We start from the raw sequence: 21834 nt of genomic DNA on the forward strand, positions 1-21834 counted from the left end.
TTTAAGCGGCGTGTCGGCTGGGCACAATGGCGACATGTTGGCACGCCATGTCATTCGTTCTCTCGGTTCAGCACTAGTTATGGCAGCCTCGGGTGTGGCCGCGTCGGCGGTGTCCGGTTCGGTCATCCCCACCGCTGCGGCCCAATGTCCGGACGTGCAAGTGGTCTTCGCGCGGGGCACCGGTGAAGCCCCCGGCGTCGGCCCCACCGGACAGGCCTTCGTAGACGCCCTGCACCAACGCGTGGGGGGCCGCTCCTTCGACGTCTACCCGGTCAACTACCCGGCCACCGATCAGTGGGACACAGGCATCGACGGCATCCGGGACGCCGGCGCACACGTCGTCTCGATGGCCCACGACTGCCCCAACACCAAGATGGTGCTCGGCGGCTACTCGCAGGGCGCGGCCGTGATGGGCTTCGTCACCTCGCCGGCCGTGCCCGACGGCATCGACCCGGCCACCGTGCCCAAACCCCTCACCCCGGACGTCGCCAACCACGTCTCCTCGGTCGTGCTGTTCGGCATGCCCAACGTGCGCGCGATGAACTTCCTCGGCGAACCGCCCGTGGTCATCGGTCCGCTCTTCCAGGACAAGACCCTCAAGGTGTGCGCCACCGAGGACCCGGTGTGCTCGGACGGCATGAACTTCGCCGCCCACGACACCTACGCCGACGACGGGGCCATGATCGACAAGGGCGTCTCCTTCGCCTCCAGCCACCTCGGCCTCGGCGGTCCCGGCGCGGCGTCGGTCGCCTCCGGGCACGGCAATTTCGGGGAGTGAGCGCACCGCGGGCCGCTAGTCCCCGATGAACCCCTTGGTGCGCATCAGCGCGTCGGCCAGATATCCGTCGTGCGGGAGGCCCGGGGCGGTCGACCACGTCGGGCGCCCGCGGTAGACGCTGCCGATGGTCGGCTCGGCGATCAGGGCGTCGATCAGCGTGTCGTCGCCGGTGATCGCGGTGACCACCAGTGAGCGCCGCAGCGGCGCGAGCGCCGCGGCCCGCCCGCCCTCGCGCGACCAGCCCGTCACCCACACGCACGGGAAGGGCAGCTCGAGGTTGAGCAGTTCCGGGTCGGGCTCGGTCAGCACGTGCACGGCCGGGCGCAGCGCGGCCTGCCCGTCGCCGAGGTCGGCGACCACCTGGTCGGCCCCCAGCAGCGGCGTCGCCCCGGCGGCCTTGGCCGCCAGGTAGTTCGCCAGGGTGCGCGCCCGCGGCAGCGGCAGGGTCGGCAGCATCGCCCGCTCGTCGTCGGCGGGCAGCGGCTCGATCGCGGCGAGCCGCTCCGCGACGGCCGCGGCCAGCGGCGCCGGATCACCCTCGTAGAGCACCGCGGTGGCGTTGACGCACGCCATCCCGCCGTGGCGGGCGACCGAGTCGACGACGACGTCGAGGCACTCCCGCCAGTCCTGCTCGGCGGTGATGGCGATCTTGCTGCGGCCGGGGCCGTTCACGATCACCGCCGGATCGGCGGCGTACTTGTCTACCACGCGTTGCCCGCCGTACACCATGGCCAGGTCGGCCGAGGCGATGATCTCATCGGCCCCGGCGTGGTCGGTGGGCAGGTAAACGGCGTCTTGCGGGCGAAATCCCGCCTGCCGCAACGCCGTCACCAGCCGGTGCCCGGTCAGCGGCTCGCGCCGCGAGGGGCGCACCGCCAGCCGGTAGCCCAGCGCCAGCGCCTGCGGCCACAGCCCGTGCACCCCGGGCCCGTTTCCGGCGGCATGCACGGCGAACACCTCGCCGCGCCGCACCCACAGCGCGCCGCCCGCACGGACGCGCGGCTCGCGCCAGTCCGGCACCGCCCCAGCCGGCCGCGCCGAGGCCACCGCGTCGAACGCGCGGGCCAGGCCGTCGGCCACGCCGCGCGCCGCGGCGCGGGTGATCGCCACGGGCAGCCCCGAAATCCGGGCGGCCAAACCGGCGTACGCCTCGAAATCGAGTCCGGCGATCACCCCGTCGGTGAACACCTCGGCGGCCCGCGACAGCGCCGCCCGCCGGTCGGCGGGCGGCAGCGGCGCGGCCTTGCGTTGCGCACCGAGCGTGCGCGAAACATACAGCGGCGGAACGAGACTCAGTCGCGCGACGGCCACCCCGGCGGTGGTGGTGACGGTTTCGGTGTTGCGGGTCCGGTAGTCGCCGTCGGGTCCGAGCGCATCAAGATACAGCAGATCGACTGCGCTGCAAGTGTTTTCACCCGTCACGCTCAGTACACGCCCTCGATGACGGTCTCACCCTCGAAGCTTTGCACCGGCCGCACCTCGCTGAGCGAGTCGCTGAGCTCACCCGCCGGGCCGGGCCTGCGGACGGCCAGGTCGCGCTCCAGGTTGTTCGGGATGAACATGGTCCTGCTGAGGTGGTGCATCACCACCTGGCCGGGCTGCCCGTAGCGCACCCGTTCGCCGGTGTCGGGGTCAACCACCCAGAAGACGACGTAGGGGGTGCGGGGGTCGAACACGAACGTGTCGCCGTCGGTGCGGGTGACCGCCTGCGAGAGCACCATGGTGCTGCCGAAGGCCATGGTGATCGTGGTCCGCGGGAAGATGCCGCGCAGCAGGTCGAGGGTGTCGGCGTCGACGTGCGCGCCGCTGAGCAACAGGTAGCCGATCTTGGCGTCGACCAGCTCGACCACCCGGTCGTCGCGGGCCATCGCCGCCAGCAGCGGACCGGTGGTGTGCAGGTTCGCCACGTCCTGGGTCTGCAGCACGAACACGGCCTGCTCGACGACGTGCTCGACATAGCCGGCCACGTCCGCGGCGGCGTCGCGGGCGGCCAGCTTCTTCACCCAGCGCGGGTCGATGTCGACGGCGTGGAACACCGCGCCGAGCCGCTGGGCCACCAGCCGGGAGAAGTAGCCGACACCGTGCGGGCCGCTCGGCATCATGCACAGGAAGCCTTCGCCGCGGCGAAACCCGCCGGCCGCGAAGTCCTCGGTCTGCCAGTCGACGACCTGGGCGACCCAATCCGGCATCTGCACGGTGCGTTTCGGTGCGCCGGTGGTGCCGCCGGATTCGAAGATCAGCGGGCGGTCCTGGGCCGGATAGCCGCGCGGGATGAGATCGCCCACCGCGACGTTGCGCAGTTCGTTGACCAGGTTCGGAAACCTGCGCAAGTCGTCGAACGTGTGCACGTCGGTCAACGGGTCGAAGCTCAGCGTCCGGGCGGTCCGCAGCCAGAACGGCGAACCGGTGTCCGCCCCGAAGTGCCAGGCGATCACGGCGCGCAGATAGGCCTCGGGGTCGTCGACCGGTGCGGCTCGCGGCACGTCCAACAACGAGAAGTCGATCCCGGTCATGCCGTCGATCCTGTCCCATCGGCGGGCCGTCCGCCAAGGATCCCCGCCGCCGGCGCAGGCGCTGTATTGTGTTATTTCACAAGGATTTTCATTGGTGTGCACGCGATGTTCAACGCGGCGCCGCGTTGCCTAGCGGCCGGATGCGGCCGTCATCGCCTCGTTGAAACCGGGGTAGATGTCGTCGAAGGTGCCGTCCCGCTCGGCGAAGCGGAAGGCCTTGACCCGCTCCACGACGATCTCGTCGGCCTGGGGTTGGGTCTGCAGCAGCGTCATGGTCTCGGTGATGTACTCGTCCAGCGGCATCGCCCGGGGGTCGAATCCGCGCTCGCCCTGCAGCGCGGTCTGCACCTGGGGCGGGATGATCTCGATCACCTGAACCGGGGTGGCGCGCAGCTGGAAGCGCAGCGATTGGGTGTAAGAGTGCAGCGCCGCCTTGCTGGCGCAGTAGGTCGGGGTCAGCGCGCTGGGCATGAACGCCAGCCCGGAGGTGACGTTGAGGATCGCGGCGTGCGGTCGGCGCAGCAGCGCCGGCAACAGCGTCGCGATGAGCCGGATCGGGCCCAGCAGGTTCACCGCCACGGTCTGCTCGGCCAGACCGGCATTGCCGCTGATGAGGTCCTCCACCCGTTGCATGCCGGCGTTGTTGACCACCACGTTGAGGTCCGGGTAGTGGTCGGTGACCTCGGTGGCGAATCGCCGGATGTCCGCGGGATCCCCCAGATCGAGCGACAGGGTCTGGATGCCCGGGTTCGCCTCGGCGACCGCCCGCAGTTGCTCGCCGCGCCGGGCGGCGATGATCACCCGGTTGCCCAGCCGGTGGAACGCTTCGGCCAGGCCGCGGCCGATTCCGGTGCCGCCGCCGGTGACCAACACGGTGTTCCCCGTCATCTGCATCGCGGTTCTCCTTCGCTCTGAGTGCGCCGGTTCGACCCCTACTCGACCGACGTTGCGGATGCCCCAATGCGAAGCGGGCTAACCACGAATCCTGCCCGCACGGCGGCCGCTCCGATAGTGTCCGCGGGCCGCACGCCCTCGCGGCCCGGTCTCAGGCGGCGGCGCGGTTGTGCAGCCGGCGCGGGTCGACGCCGGCCCGGCTCCACGCCTGCGCCGCCCACGGCGTGTAGAGCACCCGCACCGGCAGCCGGTTGATCAGCGGATTGAGCGCCCGCATCAGCGCGGCGAAACGCTGAAACCGCTTCTCCTTCTTGGCATCCCAGCGCAGCTGGCACACCTCGCGCATCTGCGGCGGCAGGGTTCCGACCACCACCAGGCGGGCATAGGCGTTCAGCGGCGCCGAAACGATTTTCCAGACGGGCCGCGGCATCCAGCGCGGACCCGGTATGCCCTTGCGGAGGTAGCCGGTGCCGTACAGCACGGTCTTGTGCGGCACGAACCGGTCGAGCATCTCGTCCCAGTAGGCCAGGAAGTCGTCGTAGGTCTGCGGTTGCCCGCGGTCGCTGACGCCGTAGAGGCTGTACCAGACCTTGCCCTCGTTGAAGATCTGCTCCTTCTCGGCCCGGGTCAGCCGGCGGATGAAGGTGTCGGTGTTGTAGATGACCTGGTCGACGAAGCTGGCGTGCGCCCAGTAGAACAGCTCCGGGTTCAGCGCGTGATACCTGGACCCGTCGCTGATGGTGCCCTTGATGGTCTTGTGGAAGTCGCGGACCTTGCGGCCCCATTCCTGGGGATCGTCGGAGTAGACGGTGTTCATCAGCGGAGGCGCGGTCCGCTTGGCCCGGCCGAGCGTGTCGCTGAAGATCACCGAGTGGTCCAGCACGCCCTGGGCGAGCTGCTCGATGCAGTTCTCCACGCCGGCGGTGCGCTGGAATCCGAACAGCTGGGTCCGGTTGTCGCCGTAGAACTTCCAGATCAACGAATCGGGTCCCAGCCGCGGCGCGTCGGCGGCGTCGCGGGCCGACCAGTCCGGCCCGTCGGTGGGCATCGGCACCGCCTCGCGCACGCCGTTGTCGAAATCCCATGCCGCCCGCTGCGCAGTCACCCAACCTCCTCGGCCGATACGGCAAAACCTAACGAGCGGCTGCTCACCACCATCGTGTTCACCGACATCGTCGGCTCCACCGAACGCGCCGCCGCGCTCGGCGACTACCGCTGGCGCGACCTGCTGGACAACCACGACAGGATCGTGCGCCACGAACTGCAGCGCTTCGGCGGGCGGGAGGTCAACACCGCCGGCGACGGATTCGTCGCCACCTTCAGCAGCCCGAGCGCGGCCATCTCGTGCGCCGACGCCCTCGTGGACGCGGTCGCCGCGCTGGGCATCGAGGTGCGCGTCGGCATCCACGCCGGCGAGGTCGAGGTGCGCGGCGCCCGCAAGGACGACATCGCGGGCATGGCCGTGCACATCGGCGCGCGGGTGGCCGCGCTCGCGGGCCCGGGTGAGGTGCTGGTGTCGTCCACGCTGCGCGACATCGTCACCGGCTCGCGGCACCGGTTCGGCGACCGCGGCGAGACCGCGCTCAAGGGCGTGCCGGGACAGTGGCGGCTCTACCGCCTGCTGCGCGAGCACGCCGCCGCCGAGCGGTGAACACCCGCGACTCGGCGTAGGCTGCCAACGGGGGATGCGCCGGGTCGGCGGCTTTCCGGTTTTTCTGGTCGATTCCGGCGTTCCCGCTTGGCTTTTCCGCGATGGAGTCCTCGAAGGAGTTAGGCATGACCGATGTGCACACCTCGCTGCCTCCCGCGCTGCGACGGGCACTGGACCTTCTCATCGATCCGCCGGCCGACCCCGACGTGAGCAAGGGCTATCTCGATCTGCTCGGCGGCGCGGCCGACGAGGACGCGGGCGTGCCGAGGAACACCGGCCCGATCCAGGCGGCCTGGGCGTCGCCGATCGGGTCGCTGCTCTACGACAACGCCCAGGCGTTGTCTCGCCGCTGGATCAGCGCCTGGCAGCTGCCGCTGGAGTGGCTGCAGATCCCCCGGGGCGGTGTCGCGCTGGACGTCGGATCGGGCCCGGGCAACGTGACGGCGTCACTGGCGCGGGCCGCCGGACCCGACGGGCTGGCGCTGGGCATCGACATCTCCGAGCCGATGCTCGCCCGCGCCGTGCGCAACGAGGCCGGGCCGCAGGTCGGCTTCATCAAGGCCGACGCGCAGCGACTTCCGTTGCGCGACAACACCGTCGACGCGGCGGTCTCGACCGCGGTGCTGCAGCTGGTCCCCAAACCACAGGCCGCGCTCGTCGAGATCGCGCGGGTGCTGCGACCGGGCGGCAGGCTGGCCGTCATGGTCCCGACCGCCGGCCGCCTGGCCCGCTATTGGCGGCTGTTGCCCAATGTGGGGGCGCATGCGTTCGACGACGACGAGATCGGTGACATCTTGGAGGAGAACGGATTCGCCAGCGTTCGGGTCAAGAACTTCGGCACCTTCCAGTGGGTGCGCGCCAAGCTGGGCTGAGCCCCCGGGCGCCGTTCAGTCGCCCGATTGCGCCAGCGTGGCAAGCCGGTCCATCGACTCGCGCAGCATCTCCGGCGTCGTGGCCCGGGCCCGCTGCAACCGGGTGGGATCGGTCAGCGCCGTCCAGTCGTAGGTGTGGGTCACCGTGGTCAGTTCGGCGTTGACCGGGCTCAGCTCCCAGCGCCACAGGTGACCGGGCGGCTGCTTGCCGGGCTCGGCTGGGCACCAAGCGATTACGCTGCCCTCGACGAATTCGGTGACGTGGTTCTCGCGCACCGCGCCGTTGGTCAGCGTCATCTTGAACACGTCGCCCACCCGATGGACGCGCTGCCCGGGCGCGGCCGAGGCCAGGTTGTCGTTGCCGTCCCAGCCGGGCTGGCGGGCCGGGTCGGCGATCAGCTCGAAGATGCGGGCGGCGTTGGCCGCGATCACCCGGGTGGCGCTGACGATGCGTTCGGCTTCCGTGTCGGACATACCGCTATCCAAACACGCCGCCGCACGAGTTTCGCCACAGCAGCCGGTACCGGTAGTACACGCCGCGCCGGATGACGGCCCCGGGCAAGACGTCCTCGGCCGCCCGCCGGATTTCGTCCAGGCTCTCCCGGGGGTCGGCCACGGCCACGCCGATGTCGCGGGTCTCCCGGTGCAACAACCCCGCGGCCCGCACGACCGGCAGGCACAGACCCGCCCACAGCCAGTCGGCGACGCTTTTGTTGGCGGACAATCCGACGACCGCCAATTCGCCTGCCGGCCGCAGCATTTGACGCGCCTTGCCCAAGGCGTCGCGCAGCGGTAGGTGATGCAGGCTGGCCACGAAGGTGATCAGGTCGAAGGACTGGGCGGGCGCCTGGAAGTCCTGGAAGCGTGCCTGCTGGACGCAGGCGTTGTCGACGCGCTCGAGTCGCCGAGCGGCCCGCCGCACCGAGGCCGGGTCGGCGTCGATCCCGACGACGCTGCGCGACACCGGGGCCAAGCGCGCGGCCAGCAGGCCGTCGCCGCACCCGACGTCGAGCACATCCCCGCGGTGCCGCGCGGCGATCCCGACCAGCCAGGGGTGGTAGGCGGAGTTGTGGTTCCAGTACTCACCGGGATTCGCGTCGTGATGCACAGGCGTCCAGTCTGCCCCGGCGGGTCAACAGCGTTCCACGCCCTTGGACATGAGGCGCGGCCCGCGAACGGCCGGGCGGCGGTTACCGGTGAGCACCGCGCGCACCGCCTGGCACGCGCGCGACGTCAGCGGCCCCACCGCGACGAGACGGACCGAACCCGGCGAGATCCGGGAGGTGAGGGTGGCCACGATCTGATCCTTCGGCTCGGAGTGGGAGTCCATTGAATTGCAGCACCGCCGTTTTGCGGGGATGCCGCGCCGCGGTGAACGCCGTGATAAGCCGCACTGTGGCCTACCGCACACGCCGATCAGCGAAACCGGGTGAATCGGCGCAGATATCCGGGCAGCCGGCGCGCCGGTAGCACCTTGGGCCAGTCGTCGGCGCGGAAGTACGCGTCGGTGCCGCCGTCGACGAATACCACGCTGCCGCAAAGGAAGTCGGAGGCATCCGACAGCATGAAACACATCCACTCGGCCAGCTGGCCGGGGTCGCCGAAACCGCCGACCGGGACGGGGAACGACCGGACCGCCCGGGCCTGCCGGGGCGTGGACAACTGCTCCTGCAGCAGCGGTGTCATGATCGCCCCGGGCGACAGGGCGTTCAACCGCACCCCCGAGCCCGCCCACTCCGCCAGCACGGCATGGCGGCGCACCCAGCGGCTGACCGCGAGTTTTGACGCCCCGTACATCATGGTCGGCGCGGCCGGTCCGAACAGCCGCACCGATCGCAACGCCTTGTCGGCGTCGTGCGCCAGCAGAGCGTTGACCGTGCGGCGCGGCACCGTGGGCATCGTCGTGGCCGAATTACTGGCCACCACAACGACTTTGGCGTTCCCGGCGGCCGCCAGCGCCGGTCGCCAGGCCTGCAGCAGCTCGACGACGCCGAAATAGTTCACCGCGGCGATCTGGCGGACCCGGTCGCGCGCCGGGCTGGGTCCCAGCCCGGCCGCCAGCACCGCGCCGTCGAGCCGGTCACCGGCCTGCGAGAGCACCCGGGCGGCGGCGTCGGCGCGGCCTGCCGGGGTGGACAGGTCGGCGATGACGTCGGCGTCCTTGATGTCGACGCCGATGACGGTGTGGCCGCCGTCGCGGAGGCGTTGCGCGGTCTCGCGTCCCATTCCGGACGCCGATCCGGTGATCGCATAGGTTCCCATTCGGTCAGCTCCCCGCGGCGGCGCGCTCGACGTCGAGCAGTTGCTCGCCGCGCCGTTCGGCGTCGTAGGCCGCCCGCCCGCCGCGCAGCCCGAACAGCCGCTTGGAGATCAACAGGTAGATCACCGCGGCGACATTGATGGCGAAGGTCACCACCCGGGTCATCGTGATGCCCTTGGCCAGGTCGTGGATCTCCAGCGGCAGGAAGACCGAGGTGGCGATCACCGCGAAGTATTCGCCCCAGCGCTTGAGCAACCACAGGCCGACGCCCTCGACCACCTCCACCAGCGCGTAGCCGACCAGCATCAAGGTCAGCAGCGCCAGGGTGGACGGCTTGGTGGCCAGCGCCTTTTCCAGCTCGTGCACGATAGTCATCTGGTCGACCTTGAAGCCGGCGGCACGAAAGATCGGCAGATCGCGGTCCAGGGTGGCCTGGATGGCGCCGCGCGCACCGCGGAACTTCCACACCGCGTAGGCGGCCAGCGCGATCACCAGCGCCCGGAACAGCCGTTCCACCGCCAGCACCCGAATGATGATGGCCTGCCGTAATGCCTTGCCGCGCATGATCATCGGCGCGTCTTCGGCCGGGCCGCGCCGGTGCGCGGGGCCGACGGTGAACTCGCCGCAGCGCAGGCAGCGCCACACCTGGCCCAGCCCGGTGGTGCCGCTGAGCCGGTCGGCCAGCGCCGGCTCGTCGGGCGCGTAGGTGGCGTGCCCGGCCAGCGCGCAGGTGACCAACTCCCAGCGGTTGAGACCGCGATCTTTGGGCATGGCCGATCATCGACTGCCGGTGGTCGACGGCGCAAGTGCGCAGGGCGCGCGTGTCAGACGGCGGCGTCGACCGCGCCGGATGCCGGCCGCGACCGGCTCAGCGCCGTCGTTTCGTCGGTGAGATGTTTTCCGATGACCCGGATCTGGCGCGCGCTCAGCGGGCACAGCGGGTGCACGGCCACCATCAGCGACGCCCGCCCGCGGTGGTCGAAGACCGGCGCGGCGATGGTCACCACCGGTTGTTTGCGGCGGCCGGGGTTGTCGTCGGACAGGAACCCGATGGTGGTGAACTCGACCAGCAGCTGATCCATGATGTGGCGCACCGGCGTCGGCATCTCGCTGCTGTCCAGGGTGCCGACCACCTGGACGGCCTGGGCCAGCGCGGGCGTTGTCCAGTCGACGTCGAATCCGCGTTCCCGGGTGTGCTCCAGCACCTGTCGCAGGCGCTGGGCGCGGTCGGCGTTGCTGCCGGCGCCGCGCTGGATCCAGGCGCGCTGCTCCTCCTCGGTGTCCCAGGCCGCCATCGCCACCCCGAACGGCGGAGCGTAGGGGATGCGATCGCCCGGGATGCCCGACGGCTGGGTGGCGGGCTCGCCCTCGAAGGCGGTGACCACCAGGGAATCCCCGAACTTCTCCACCACCGAACAGGCGTACCCGACCGCGCCGGACAGCCGCAGCGCCGCCGCGCGCGCCGCATGCGCCAGCGGCCGCGCCGTGTCGGTGCGCGCGGCCACCACCGCCAGCGCGGGTCCCAGGGCGAAGGTCTTGTCGACCGGGTCGCGGCTGGCCCAGCCGCGGTCGCACAGCGTCTTGAGGATGGCGTGCGCCGTCGCCTGGGTGAGGCCCAGCTCGCGCACCACGTCGGAGAACCGCAGCCGCGCGCTCGGCGACCGCGCCAGCAGCTCGACCACATCGAGCACCCGGGCGGTCGGCGCTGACGTCGATCCGCGAATCGCTTGACTCCTTCGGGCCAGGACTTACAGTGAGACGAACATTCGAGATGTTATATCGACTATTCGAGAAGGTGAAACGCCGTTGCGCGCTGTGGTGTTACGCGACGACCGGTTGCAGGTGCGCGAGACACCGGACCCAGAACCGGGGCCGGGCGAGTTGTTGCTGCGCACCCTGAGCACCGCGATCTGCGCGTCCGACGTGCACTTCATGGACCACCCCGAGCTGGCCCTCGACGATCCGACCGGGCGCTCGCTGTACGACAGCGGTCGCGACATCGTGCTCGGTCACGAGTTCGTGGGCGAGGTCGTCGGGCACGGGCCGGGCTGCACCGGCCAGTTCGCCATCGGCACCCGCGTCACCGCCATGCCGGTGCGCCTGGTCGACGGCGGGGCAGGCGGCATGCGGATCATCGGCCAGCACCCGGACGCCCAGGGCAGTTTCGCTGAGCTGCTGGTGGTTTCCGAAGCGGCGGCCAAGCCCGTGCCCGGCGAGGTGTCCAGCGACGCCGTCGCCGTGACCGACGCGTTCGCGGTCGGCGAGTTCTACGTGCGCTCTGCGCGCCTGCAACCGGGCGAGGTGGCGATCGTCATTGGCGCGGGAGCGATCGGCCTCTCGGCCGTCGCCGCGCTCGCCGCGCGCGGCGTGGAGCCGATCATCGTGGCGGACTTCCGGGCCGACCGCCGCCGGTTGGCCGCCGACAGCTTCGGCGCGCACCTTCTGGTCGACCCGCGCGAGGAATCCCCGTTGGCGGCGTTCAACGCGGCCCGCGCGCGGTACGGAATACCCGGTCCGGCAGCGGTATTCGAGTGCGTCGGCGCGCCCGGACTGATCCAGAACCTGGTCGAATCCGCCGAGATGGGCACCCGCATCTACTGTGCCGGCGGCTGGTACACCGGCGACACCCTCGACATCACCACCGCCACCCGCCAGGGCGTCACCATCCAGTTCGGCGGCGGGCCGCACCCGCAGGACTGGTACGGCACGCTCGACGCGATCGTGGCGGGACGACTGGACCCGCTGCCGAGCGTGGGCAAGATCATCGGCCTCGACGAGGTACCCGACGCCCTGGAGCTGGCCCGCCGGTCCGACGGCCCGCCCCGCATCATCGTCCATCCGAACGGAGACACCCGATGAGCGAAAGAGAAGACCGGCAAGACATTTCCGAGCTGCTGGTGCGCTACGCCACCGGGATCGACCGCCGGGACTGGCCACTGTTCCGCACCGTGTTCACCGACGACTGCGTGCTCGACTACGGCGAGATCGGCCACTGGACCGGCGTCGACGCCGTCGCGGATTTCATGGAGCAGGTGCACGCGCTGGCCGGGCACACCCTGCACCGGCTGACCAACCAGGCCATCACGGTCGAGGGCGACCGCGCCACGGCGCGCACCTACATCGACGGGCTGATCATGGCCGGCGACAACAACTCCGGCGTCAACGCGATCGGTTTCTACGACGACGAAATGGTGCGCACCGCACACGGATGGCGCATCGCCCGCCGGCGCTACACCCAGGTGCGGCTGACCACCGTCGGGGTCGGGTCATGAGTTTCGCGGCCAGGTACGGGCCGTGGGCGCTGGTGGCCGGCGCCTCGGACGGCGTGGGCGCGGCGTTCGCCGAAGGCCTGGCCGAGCGCGGCGTCAACGTGGTGCTGCTGGCCCGCCGGCAAGACGTTCTGGACCGGGTCGCCGCCCGGATCCGGGCCGGCACTTCGGCCCAAACCCGCACGCTGGCAATCGATCTCGCGCACCCCGGGGCGGCCAAGGCGATCGCCGCGGCCACCGCCGACGTGACGATCGGGATGCTGGTCTACTGCGCGGGCGCCGACCCGGACTTCAAACCGTTCCTTGCCAATCGGATCGAAGCCGCCGAGGCGATGGTGCAGCGCAACTGCATGGTGCCCATGCAGCTGTGTCACCACTACGCCCCGGCCATGGTCGAGCGGGGCGCCGGCGGCATCGTCCTGTTCGGTTCCGGCGCCGGGCTGGCCGGCGGGCCCAACATGGTCGCCTACGGCGCCTCCAAGGCATTCGACATGGTCTTCGCCGAGGCGCTGTGGGCCGAACTGCACGACAAGGGGGTCGACGTGCTGGGGCTCATCCTGGGCAAGACCGATACCCCGGCGTTGCGCGCCCTCGAATACAGCCGCGGCCAGATCGCGTCGCCCGACCAGGCGCCGTCGGACGCGGCGGCCGTGTCCGACGTCATCGCCGAGGCGTTCGAGAACCTCGGCAACGGGCCCACCCTGATGGTCGGCGACACCATGCGCGCCGCGGCGCAGCTGCTGGCATCGCTGAGCCGCAACCAGGCCGTCGAGCTGTTCGCCCAGGCCGCGGCGGCGGCCATGGGCCCGGACGACTAGCGGGAACCCAAGCCGTTCGCTGGGCGTCGTACTCCACAGCGGCGAGGTTTGCCAAAGTTCCAAATCAGGCAATCCTAACTTTTGCTTCCATAGCGCCCTGGACAGCAAATATAGGGGTCCGGTCGGTGCGGCTTTCGCCCGCCCGCCGCGTTGCTGACCGCTCGGGTCGCGGGTAGCTTGGGTAACCGGTTCGCCACGGCACCGAGCCGAATCACGATCGCCACCGCCTGCGAAGGATGACGATGCTCGCCATAGACAGGCCCGCCCCCGTCGCCACCACGGCGCGCTGGCGGCGGCGCACCCTGACGCGGTCCGGACTGATCACCGGCGCGTTCGTCGCCCCCGCGGTGGCCGTCCGGATCACCGGCGTGCACACCGGCGCGGTGGCCGCCCTGCTGATCTTCGGGGCCGCGGTGGTGGCGGCCAGCTTCCTGTTGGCGTGGGCCGCCGAGACCGCCCAGATCGACGTCTCCGGCGGGCTGGCCACGGCGCTGCTCGCCCTGATCGCGGTGCTGCCCGAATACGCGGTGGACCTCTACTACGCCTACGTGTCCGGCCACAACGCCGACTACACGCAGTACGCCGCGGCCAACATGACCGGATCCAACCGGCTGCTGATGGGCCTGGGCTGGCCGGTCGTGGTGCTGGTCAGCATCGTGGTGGCGCGCACGTCCGGATCCGACAGGCCCACCGGCCTGGCGCTGCTGCCAGCAAACCGCGTCGAACTCGGCTTCCTGTTGATCGCCGGGGTGATCGCCTTCGCGATACCGGCCAGCGGCCAAATCCATTTCGGGCTGGGATTGGCGTTGCTGGCCTGGTTCGGGTTCTACCTCTACAAGATCAGCCACGGCAACGTCGAGGAGCCGGACCTGATCGGCACCGCCGCCGCGCTGGGCGAGCTGCCCGACGGCCGCCGGCGGATCGCCGTGGTCGGCCTCTTCCTGGTGTCCGGTGCGGTGATCCTGTTGTGCGCCAAACCGTTTGCCGACAACCTGGTGGCCGCCGGTACCGAACTGGGCGTCAACCGGTTCCTGCTGGTGCAGTGGCTGGCCCCGCTGGCCTCCGAGGCTCCGGAGTTCATCATCGCCACGATCTTCGCCAGCCGGGGCAAGGGCACGACGGCCATCGCCACCCTGATCTCGTCCAAGGTCAACCAGTGGACGCTGCTGATCGGCTCGTTGCCCCTCGCCCACCTGCTCGGTGGCGGCGGGTTCGCGCTTCACCTCGATTCGCGTCAGGTGGAGGAGGTGCTGCTCACGGCGACCCAGACGATGATGGGGGTGGCGCTGATCCTGGCGCTGCGCTTCCACCGGTCGGCGGCGCTGGCGCTGCTGGCGTTGTTCGTCGTGCAATTCCCGATCTTCTCCACCCAAGGGCGGCTGCTGCTGTGCGGCGTCTACACCGCGGTGGCCGTCGTGGCGCTGATCGGCTACCGGCGTCACCTGGCCGCCACGCTGCGGGCGCCGTTCTTCGGCACCGCGATCCGGCACAGCGGTCACCCGCACCATCCGGTGCCGGACCCCTGACCCGCGGCGGCCGTCCCGCCGTATACCGTCCAGGTATGAGTCGAGTGTCGGTGATCACAGGCGGCGCGGGCGGCATGGGAGTCGCCACCGCGAAAGTCGTCGGCCGCGATCACACCCTGGTGCTGTGCGACGTCCGGCAGGACCGGTTGACGGCCGCGACCGCCGCGCTGGCAGAGCTCGGGATGACGCCCACCGCGGTCAACTGCGACGTCACCGATCGGCGGGCCGTCGCGCAGCTGTTCGACACCGCGGCCGGGCTCGGCACCGTCGTCTCCGTCATCCACACCGCCGGGGTGAGCCCGAGCATGGGCCCGGCCGACTACGTGATGCGGACCAACGCGATCGGCACCCTCAACGTCAACGAGGCGTTCTACGCGGTCGCCGGCGACGGCTCGGTGATCGTCAACGTCGCGTCGATGGCGGCGCACATGCTGCCCGCGGAAATCGTTCCGACAGCGCAGTTTCCGCTCGCGCTTCGCGACGCCGACGCCTTCATGGACGCCATGCTGGCGGCGTGCGAAATCGCGCCCGAGCAGGCCCGCTCGGGGCTGGCCTACGCCGTGAGCAAGAGCTTCGTCAAGTGGTACAGCCAGTCGCAGGCCGAGCGCTTCAACGCGCGAGGCCTGCGCATCGTCTCGGTGTCCCCCGGCTCGATCGACACCGAAATGGGCCGGCTCGAGGAGAACGCCGGCGCCGGGGCGATGGTGGCCGACGCCGCGGTCCCGCGGTGGGGCAAGCCCGAGGAGATGGCCGAGCTTCTGGCCTTCTGCGCCAGCGACAAGGCCGGATACCTCACCGGCACGGACATTCTCAACGACGGCGGGGTGATCGCCTCGATGACCGAGCGGGCCAGGGTGACCGCCGCCGGCTAGACCCGCACACCGTCACGGCCCGCGCCGAGCGTGGCCGCCATGGCCGGGTAGCGGTCAGAATTCCTGCGCAGCACCCACGGTCGCCGCGCTCGGCGCGCACCGGTGATGGATCCAGTCGCGGCGCCGCAGCCGCCAGGTCCACCGCGCATAGTCCAGCTCGGTGTAGGGCCATTGGGTGACGATGCGACCGGTGGGCGAGCGAAAGTAGCTGTCGCACCGCGTCCAGATGGTGCGTTCCAGGTCGGCGGAAAGCCGGTCGTTGAACCGCTTTTCGGCCTCGGGCCGCACCTCGAGGCATCCGCCGCGGCGGGCCAGCCGGCTCACCGCGCTGGCCACCAGCCGTGCGCCGGCCTCCAGGATGTAGACGATGGAGTTGCCGCCCTGATTGGTGTTGGGGCCGTAGAGCATGAAGAAGTTGGGGAACCCGCTGACGGCCACGCCCAGGTAGGCGGAGGGCTCCTCGCCCCAGTGCTCGTGCAGCCGGCGCCCTCCGGCGCCGACGACCTCGATGCCGGACAGGTAGCGCGACGTCTTGAATCCGGTTGCCAGCACGATGACGTCGGCCTCGATCTCGGCGCCCGAGGCGGTGATCACCGACCTGCGGCCGATCCGGGCGATGGGATCGGTGACCAACTCGACGTTGTCGCGTTGCAACGCGCGGTAGTAGTCGTCGCCCAGCAGGACCCGCTTGCACCGGAACGGGTAGTCCGGCGTCAGCGCCCGCCGCAACGACTCGTCGGCGACGGTGCGGTCCAGGAACGAGGTCGCAATCCGGCTGCGTGCCGTCACGACGGGGTCGTCGGCGAAGGTCGCGGTGTTGTCGTGCTGGAACTTCCAGATCTGCCAGCGGGTGCGGCGCAGCGCCAGGGGATTACGTTTGAATCGGGCCAATTCCGTTGCGCTGTAAGGACGGTCGTCCTTGGGCACCATCCAGGGCGGGGTGCGCTGGAAGACCGTGACGTGTCCGGCGGTGCCGGCCAGCTCGGGGACGAGCTGCACCCCGCTGGCGCCGGTGCCGATCACCGCCACCGTGCGGCCGGCCAGGTCCAGGTCGTGATCCCACTGCGCGGTGTGCAGCACGGGTCCGGCGAAGCCGGCCAGCCCGTCGATGTCGGGCAGCTTGGCGGCGCCGAACAGGCCGACGGCGCACACGACGACGTCGGCGCTCAGCGTCGCCGGGTGACCGCCCCGATCGATCCGGCAGTCCCACGCCGCGGTGTGGGGATTCCAGCGCAGCGAGCGCACCGTGGTGTCGAGCATCAGATGACGCCGCAGGTCGAAGGCGTCGGCCACCGATTCCAGGTAGGCCAGGATCTCGGGTTGCCGGGCGTAGGTGCGGCTCCAGGATGCGTTGGGGGCGAAGGAAAACGAGTACAGGTGGCTCTGGATGTCGCAGGCGGCGCCCGGGTAGGTGTTGCGTCGCCAGGTGCCGCCGACGCCGTCGGCGGCCTCGATGATCACCAGGTCGTCGATGCCGGCGCGGCGCAGCGCGACCGCGGCGCCCAGGCCGCCGAAGCCCGCGCCGATGATCGCCACCTTCGGCCCGCGCCGGCGCCGCGTCGCCGCCCGCACCCGCCCAATGGCATAGAGCCACTTGGCTTTTCCACTCATCACGGGCTTCGCGCGCGCTGGGCCAACGGTTTCGGTCACGGCCTGGGTTTCCTCTCCGTGGCCACGACTATATAGTCACTCGCGCAGCCGCAAACATTGCCCGCAGCGAACCCCTAGACAGCGAGGACAGTTCGTGATGCTCCTGCCGTTGGCGGCCGAGCCGTTCACCGCCCCGACCGACCGCGACATGCTGCCCTCCGAGCGGCGCGAGTTCGTGCGCACCCACCGCACGTGCGTGTTCGGCTACCGCCGTCGCAACGACGGCCCGGCCATGTCGATCGTGTACTACATCCCCACCGACACCGGCGAATTGCTCGTCTCTACCATGGCCGGCCGCGGCAAGGCCCGCGTCGTGCAGCGCGACCCCAAGGTGAGCCTGTGCATCCTCGACGAGCGGTGGCCGTTCTCCTACCTGCAGGTCTACGCCGATGCCGCGCTCGACGAGGACCGGGAGCTGGCGGTCGACGTGATGATGGCCGTCGCCGGCCGGATGTCCGGTCAGCCACTCGGCGACGAGGCGCGCCCGCACGTCCGGGACATTTGCGAGCGCGAAAACCGCGTCGTCATCCGCTGCCGGCCCTACGGGACATTCGCGACGCCGCCCCGCCACCTGCACCGCAACGATCAGGTCCAGGAACTGAGCCACTGGGTGTCCGGTGTCATCCCCTGGGACGCAGCCGATCCGGACTGATCACCCCGGGTAGCGGTCCCGCAGTTTGGCCAGCGTCGCCTCGATGCCCGAGGCGTTCGCCTTGGCGAAACCCATCCGCTCGTAGTACTTCAGCCTGTTCTTCAGCGCGCCGGCGTCGCGGTAGTCGAACGTCTCGGTGACCCGGGTCCGGGTGGGTGACAGCGACTCGAATTCCCACCGCCAGCGGTGCCCGAGCGGGTGACGCCACTCGACCACCTCGTTCGGCTTGAGCTCGGTGATGGTGCTGGTGATCCGGTAGGGCAGGCCGAACATCCGCATGTGCGTCGAAAACTTCGATCCCTCAACGAGTTTCGCCGGCACACTGATGTTGTCGCGGACCGTGCCCGAACCGTCCAGTTCGTGGTGCCGGCGCGGATCGGCGACCAGGGCGTACAGCTGTGCCGCCGGCGCGGCCACGTCGACTCTGCGGCTCACCTGTCGGGGTCCCCGATCGACAACCGTGACGGTCATGACTGTCTCCTTTCCGCTATCCGGCAGCGTAATCCGGCCTCGGGCTGCGGCATGCTGGAGCGCTGCACGAGGCTGGAAATCGTGCGCGACGGAAAGGACCCCAGCACCCATGAGCCAGTCACTTACGGGCAAGGTCGCGCTGATCACCGGGGCGGCGCGCGGGCAGGGCCGCGCGCACGCGGCGCGGCTGGCCGCCGAGGGCGCCGACATCATCGCCGTCGACCTCGCCGGGCCGCTGCCGCCGAGCGTTCCCTACGACTCGTCGACGCCCGAGGACCTGGCCGCGACCGCGGAACTGGTGCGTGCCGCCGGACGGCGGGTCGTCACCGCACAGACCGACGTGCGCGACCTGGACGCCCTGACCTCCTCGGTGGACAGGGCGGTGGGCGAGCTCGGCCGCCTGGACGTCATCGTGGCCAACGCCGGAATCTGCAGCCCCGCCCCGTGGAATCGGATCACCGCGCAGGCGTTCCGGGACACCATCGACACCAACGTCGTCGGCACCTGGAACACCGTGATGGCGGGGGCGCAGCACATCATCGACGGCGGCCGCGGCGGGTCGATCATCCTGATCGGCTCGGCGGCCGGCATCAACATGCAGTCGTTCATGGTCCACTACACCGCCAGCAAGCACGCCGTGGTGGGCATGGCCCGCGCGTTCGCCGCCGAACTCGGCCGCTACAACATTCGGGTCAACAGCCTCAACCCCGGGGCGGTCGCCACCCCGATGGGCACCGGCCGGATGCGCGACGCGCTGCGCGCGGCCGCCGACGACTACCCGCATCTGCGGGGCCTGCACAAACCGCTGCTGCCCGAGGGCATCGCGCAACCGGAGGACATCGCCGACGCGGTGGCCTGGCTGGCCTCCGACCAATCCAGATTGGTGACCGCCAGCCAGGTTTCGGTCGATCTCGGCGTCGGCTACGTGTGATGCCCGCCCGCGCCCCTCGCCCCGCGCGGCCGACCAGGCACAATGGTGTGGTCAAAACCTGCGGCGGGGAGCGAGAAGGAGCGGCATGCCCACCAGCGAATACCAGGTGAGCGGGATGAGCTGCGGCCACTGCGAGGCCGCCGTGCACAGCGAGGTGGCCCGCATCCCCGGCGTCGACGCCGTCTCGGTCAGCGCGGACACCGGCCGGCTCGTCGTCACCAGCGCGGTGCCTATCGACGCCGACGCCGTCCTCGGCGCGGTCGACGAAGCCGGCTTCCAGGCCGTCTTGGTCGCATGAGCACACCGCCACGGCACGTCGACGAGGGCACCTTCCCCGACCACACCGCCTCAACCGCTCGCATCGAGCTGGAGATCACCGGGATGACCTGCGCCTCGTGCGCGGCCCGGATCGAAAAGAGGCTGAACAAGCTGGACGGCGTCACCGCGACCGTCAACTACGCCACCGAGAAGGCCGCGGTCAGCGCGCCCGCGAGTTACGACCCGCAAACGCTGATCACCGAGATCGAAAACGCCGGGTACGCCGCCGCCGTGGCGAAGCCGTCGCCGCCGCAGGACGACCCGGAGCTGGCCTCGCTGCGCAGGCGTCTGGTCACCGCCACAGCCCTGGCCGGGCCGGTGATCGCCGTGGCGATGATTCCCGCGCTGCAATTCCAGCACTGGCACTGGGCGGCGCTGGCCCTGACCGCGCCGGTGGTCGGGTGGTGCGGGCGCCCCTTCCACGCGGCCGCGTGGGCCAACCTCAAACACGGCGTCGCCACCATGGACACCCTGATCTCGATCGGCACGCTGGCGGCCTTCCTGTGGTCGCTGTACGCCCTGGTTCTCGGGGCGGCCGACCGGCCCGGCATGCGGCACGACTTCGAGCTGACCGTCGGGCACGGCGCCCACGTCTCCCACGTCGCGGCCCCGTGCCACGTCTACTTCGAGGTGGCGGCCGGGGTGACGCTGTTCGTGCTGGCCGGCCGGTACTTCGAGCGGCGGTCCAAGCGGACGGCCGGCGCCGCGCTGCGGGCGCTGCTGGCGCTGGGCGCCAAGGACGTCGCGGTGCTGCGGGCGGGCGCCGAAACCCGCATCCCGATCGAGCGGCTGGCCGTCGGCGACGAGTTCGTGGTGCGTCCCGGCGAACGGATCGCCACCGACGGGATCGTCGTCGCGGGCTCCTCGGCGGTGGACGCGGCCATGCTGACCGGTGAGTCCGTCCCGGTCGAGGTCGGCGTGGGCGACGGCGTGACCGGCGGCACCGTCAACGCCGGCGGCCGGCTGGTGGTGCGCGCCACCGGGATCGGCGACGACACCCAACTGGCCCGGATGGCCCAACTGGTCGAACGGGCCCAGTCCGGCAAGGCCGACGCGCAGCGGCTCGCCGACCGCGTCTCGGGGGTGTTCGTCCCCGTCGTGCTGCTGCTCGCGGTGGCCACCCTGGCCGGCTGGCTGGCGGCGGGCGGCACCCTGGCCACCGCCCTGACCGCGGCCGTCGCGGTGCTCATCATCGCCTGCCCGTGCGCGCTGGGACTGGCCACCCCGACCGCCCTGCTGGTCGGCACCGGCCGGGCCGCCCAGCTCGGAGTCCTGATCAAGGGGCCCGAAGTGCTCGAGACCACCCGCGCCGTCGACACCGTCGTGCTCGACAAGACCGGGACCGTCACCACCGGCGCCATGACCGTGCTCGACGTGGTCGCCGCCGACGGCACCGACCGCGCCACGCTGTTGCGCTACGCCGGGGCGCTGGAGGCCGCCTCCGAACACCCCCTCGCGCACGCCATCGCCCGGGACGCCAAGGCGGAACTCGGCCCGCTGCCCACCCCCACCGGCTTCCGCGCGGTCGGCGGCGGCGGCGTGCACGGCAGGGTCGACGGCCACGCCGTCGCGGTCGGGCGGCCGAGGTGGCTGGCCGAGCGCGGCCTGCGCCCGGACGCCGCCCTGGCGGCGGCCGCCGCGCGCGCCGAGCACGACGGCAAAACCGTGGTCGCCGTCGGCTGGGACGGCCGGACGCGCGGCATCCTGGCGCTGGCCGACACCGTCAAACCCTCCAGCGCCGCGGCGGTGCGGCAGTTCACCCGGCTGGGCCTGACGCCGATCCTGCTGACCGGCGACAACCACACCGTCGCCCGCCGCATCGCCGGCGAGCTCGGGATCGGCGAGGTCATCTCCGGCGCGCTGCCCGCCGACAAGGTCGAGGCCGTCAAGCGCCTGCAATCCGCGGGCCGGGTGGTGGCCATGGTCGGCGACGGCGTCAACGACGCCGCCGCGCTGGCCGCCGCCGACCTGGGCCTGGCCATGGGCACCGGCACCGACGTCGCGATCGAGGCCGCCGACGTCACCGTGGTCCGCGGCGACCTGCGCGCGGCCGTCGACGCGATCCGGCTCTCCCGGCGCACGCTGGCCACCATCAAGACCAACCTGGTGTGGGCCTTCGGCTACAACCTGGCCGCGATTCCCCTGGCGGCGCTCGGCATGCTCAACCCGATGCTGGCCGGCGCCGCCATGGCGCTGTCCAGCGTGCTCGTCGTCGGCAACAGCCTGCGGCTGCGCTCGTTCGCCAGCATCATCCCCGGCGCGTGAGCCGCGCAGCATCGGCCGGCCGGCGGCGCCGGTATGGGATAGTTGGTCGGGCCGCCGCTTTCGGTCATCCCGGCCGACCGGTCGACCGCCACCT

Annotated in this window: 23 protein-coding genes and 1 pseudogene; 12 read left to right on the plus strand and 12 right to left on the minus strand. The window is 71.0% G+C overall.

Features of this window, described 5'->3' with window-relative positions:
• Window positions 1–34 precede the first annotated feature (34 nt).
• On the plus strand, window positions 35–778 hold the full coding sequence (locus tag H7I87_RS14225; protein ID WP_016705838.1) for a cutinase family protein: 744 nt from the start codon (window positions 35–37) through the stop codon (window positions 776–778).
• A 15-nt stretch (window positions 779–793) separates the two neighbouring features.
• On the opposite strand, the gene H7I87_RS14230 is transcribed toward H7I87_RS14225, so the two are convergent.
• From H7I87_RS14230 to H7I87_RS14245, 4 genes are all read right to left on the minus strand, one after another.
• Window positions 794–2167, minus strand: coding sequence for an aldehyde dehydrogenase family protein (locus H7I87_RS14230; protein WP_062886723.1), 1374 nt, complete (start codon window positions 2165–2167; stop codon window positions 794–796).
• 35 nt (window positions 2168–2202) lie between these two features.
• The gene (locus H7I87_RS14235) at window positions 2203–3291 is read right to left on the minus strand and encodes an acyl-CoA synthetase family protein (RefSeq protein ID WP_033727418.1); all 1089 of its coding nucleotides are present in this window, start codon (window positions 3289–3291) and stop codon (window positions 2203–2205) included.
• A 129-nt stretch (window positions 3292–3420) separates the two neighbouring features.
• The gene (locus H7I87_RS14240) at window positions 3421–4185 is read right to left on the minus strand and encodes an SDR family oxidoreductase (protein WP_033712277.1); all 765 of its coding nucleotides are present in this window, start codon (window positions 4183–4185) and stop codon (window positions 3421–3423) included.
• 151 nt (window positions 4186–4336) lie between these two features.
• Complete coding sequence (locus tag H7I87_RS14245) at window positions 4337–5233, minus strand: oxygenase MpaB family protein (protein WP_224111699.1); 897 nt, start codon at window positions 5231–5233, stop codon at window positions 4337–4339.
• A 90-nt stretch (window positions 5234–5323) separates the two neighbouring features.
• Between H7I87_RS14245 and H7I87_RS14250 the strand changes: the two are divergent.
• Both H7I87_RS14250 and H7I87_RS14255 read left to right on the plus strand, forming a co-directional pair.
• Window positions 5324–5836, plus strand: a pseudogene (locus tag H7I87_RS14250) (adenylate/guanylate cyclase domain-containing protein); the annotation flags it as partial.
• Window positions 5837–5961: 125 nt separating this feature from the next.
• A complete protein-coding gene (locus tag H7I87_RS14255) occupies window positions 5962–6708 on the plus strand; it encodes a methyltransferase domain-containing protein (RefSeq protein WP_009979883.1) in 747 nt (248 codons plus the stop codon).
• A gap of 15 nt (window positions 6709–6723) precedes the next feature.
• Here H7I87_RS14255 and H7I87_RS14260 read toward each other — a convergent pair whose 3' ends face one another.
• From H7I87_RS14260 to H7I87_RS14285, 6 genes are all read right to left on the minus strand, one after another.
• Entirely contained in the window at window positions 6724–7182 is a 459-nt protein-coding gene (locus H7I87_RS14260) for an SRPBCC family protein (protein WP_009979886.1), read from the minus strand.
• A gap of 4 nt (window positions 7183–7186) precedes the next feature.
• Entirely contained in the window at window positions 7187–7816 is a 630-nt protein-coding gene (locus H7I87_RS14265) for a class I SAM-dependent methyltransferase (protein ID WP_033727419.1), read from the minus strand.
• Window positions 7817–7840: 24 nt separating this feature from the next.
• Entirely contained in the window at window positions 7841–8005 is a 165-nt protein-coding gene (locus H7I87_RS14270; protein WP_224110951.1) for a hypothetical protein, read from the minus strand.
• 119 nt (window positions 8006–8124) lie between these two features.
• Window positions 8125–8970, minus strand: coding sequence for an SDR family oxidoreductase (locus tag H7I87_RS14275; protein WP_033727420.1), 846 nt, complete (start codon window positions 8968–8970; stop codon window positions 8125–8127).
• Window positions 8971–8974: 4 nt separating this feature from the next.
• The gene (locus tag H7I87_RS14280) at window positions 8975–9739 is read right to left on the minus strand and encodes a DUF2127 domain-containing protein (RefSeq protein ID WP_009979890.1); all 765 of its coding nucleotides are present in this window, start codon (window positions 9737–9739) and stop codon (window positions 8975–8977) included.
• A 53-nt stretch (window positions 9740–9792) separates the two neighbouring features.
• Window positions 9793–10659, minus strand: a complete 867-nt coding sequence (locus H7I87_RS14285) for a helix-turn-helix domain-containing protein (protein ID WP_011726547.1) — start codon at window positions 10657–10659, stop codon at window positions 9793–9795.
• Between the two features lie 124 nt (window positions 10660–10783).
• Here H7I87_RS14285 and H7I87_RS14290 point away from each other — a divergent pair, with 124 nt between their 5' ends.
• From H7I87_RS14290 to H7I87_RS14310, 5 genes are all read left to right on the plus strand, one after another.
• Window positions 10784–11827: a zinc-binding dehydrogenase gene (locus tag H7I87_RS14290; RefSeq protein WP_033727421.1), complete on the plus strand. Its 1044-nt coding sequence runs from the start codon at window positions 10784–10786 to the stop codon at window positions 11825–11827.
• The gene (locus H7I87_RS14295) at window positions 11824–12240 is read left to right on the plus strand and encodes a nuclear transport factor 2 family protein (protein ID WP_009979894.1); all 417 of its coding nucleotides are present in this window, start codon (window positions 11824–11826) and stop codon (window positions 12238–12240) included. The genes H7I87_RS14290 and H7I87_RS14295 overlap by 4 nt, the downstream gene beginning before the upstream one ends.
• The gene (locus tag H7I87_RS14300; RefSeq protein ID WP_023860847.1) at window positions 12237–13055 is read left to right on the plus strand and encodes an SDR family NAD(P)-dependent oxidoreductase; all 819 of its coding nucleotides are present in this window, start codon (window positions 12237–12239) and stop codon (window positions 13053–13055) included. The genes H7I87_RS14295 and H7I87_RS14300 overlap by 4 nt, the downstream gene beginning before the upstream one ends.
• Before the next feature lie 236 nt (window positions 13056–13291).
• The gene (locus H7I87_RS14305) at window positions 13292–14581 is read left to right on the plus strand and encodes a calcium:cation antiporter family protein (RefSeq protein ID WP_033727423.1); all 1290 of its coding nucleotides are present in this window, start codon (window positions 13292–13294) and stop codon (window positions 14579–14581) included.
• A 35-nt stretch (window positions 14582–14616) separates the two neighbouring features.
• A complete protein-coding gene (locus tag H7I87_RS14310) occupies window positions 14617–15453 on the plus strand; it encodes an SDR family oxidoreductase (RefSeq protein WP_076220904.1) in 837 nt (278 codons plus the stop codon).
• 54 nt (window positions 15454–15507) lie between these two features.
• Here H7I87_RS14310 and H7I87_RS14315 read toward each other — a convergent pair whose 3' ends face one another.
• Complete coding sequence (locus H7I87_RS14315; protein ID WP_050483976.1) at window positions 15508–17067, minus strand: flavin-containing monooxygenase; 1560 nt, start codon at window positions 17065–17067, stop codon at window positions 15508–15510.
• A 133-nt stretch (window positions 17068–17200) separates the two neighbouring features.
• Between H7I87_RS14315 and H7I87_RS14320 the strand changes: the two genes are divergently transcribed.
• On the plus strand, window positions 17201–17755 hold the full coding sequence (locus H7I87_RS14320) for a pyridoxamine 5'-phosphate oxidase family protein (RefSeq protein ID WP_033727441.1): 555 nt from the start codon (window positions 17201–17203) through the stop codon (window positions 17753–17755).
• Here the strand turns inward: H7I87_RS14320 and H7I87_RS14325 are convergent, their stop codons facing one another.
• Complete coding sequence (locus H7I87_RS14325; RefSeq protein WP_011726555.1) at window positions 17756–18226, minus strand: SRPBCC family protein; 471 nt, start codon at window positions 18224–18226, stop codon at window positions 17756–17758.
• Between the two features lie 109 nt (window positions 18227–18335).
• Between H7I87_RS14325 and H7I87_RS14330 the strand changes: the two genes are divergently transcribed.
• From H7I87_RS14330 to H7I87_RS14340, 3 genes are all read left to right on the plus strand, one after another.
• Complete coding sequence (locus tag H7I87_RS14330) at window positions 18336–19157, plus strand: mycofactocin-coupled SDR family oxidoreductase (RefSeq protein WP_011726556.1); 822 nt, start codon at window positions 18336–18338, stop codon at window positions 19155–19157.
• 85 nt (window positions 19158–19242) lie between these two features.
• Window positions 19243–19455: a heavy-metal-associated domain-containing protein gene (locus H7I87_RS14335; protein WP_019732414.1), complete on the plus strand. Its 213-nt coding sequence runs from the start codon at window positions 19243–19245 to the stop codon at window positions 19453–19455.
• Window positions 19452–21740, plus strand: coding sequence for a heavy metal translocating P-type ATPase (locus H7I87_RS14340; protein WP_033727424.1), 2289 nt, complete (start codon window positions 19452–19454; stop codon window positions 21738–21740). Before H7I87_RS14335 ends, H7I87_RS14340 begins: the two co-directional genes overlap by 4 nt.
• Window positions 21741–21834 lie beyond the last annotated feature (94 nt).

It is taken from the genome of Mycobacterium timonense (genome assembly GCF_025821985.1).
Classification (GTDB): Bacteria; Actinomycetota; Actinomycetes; order Mycobacteriales; family Mycobacteriaceae; genus Mycobacterium; species Mycobacterium avium.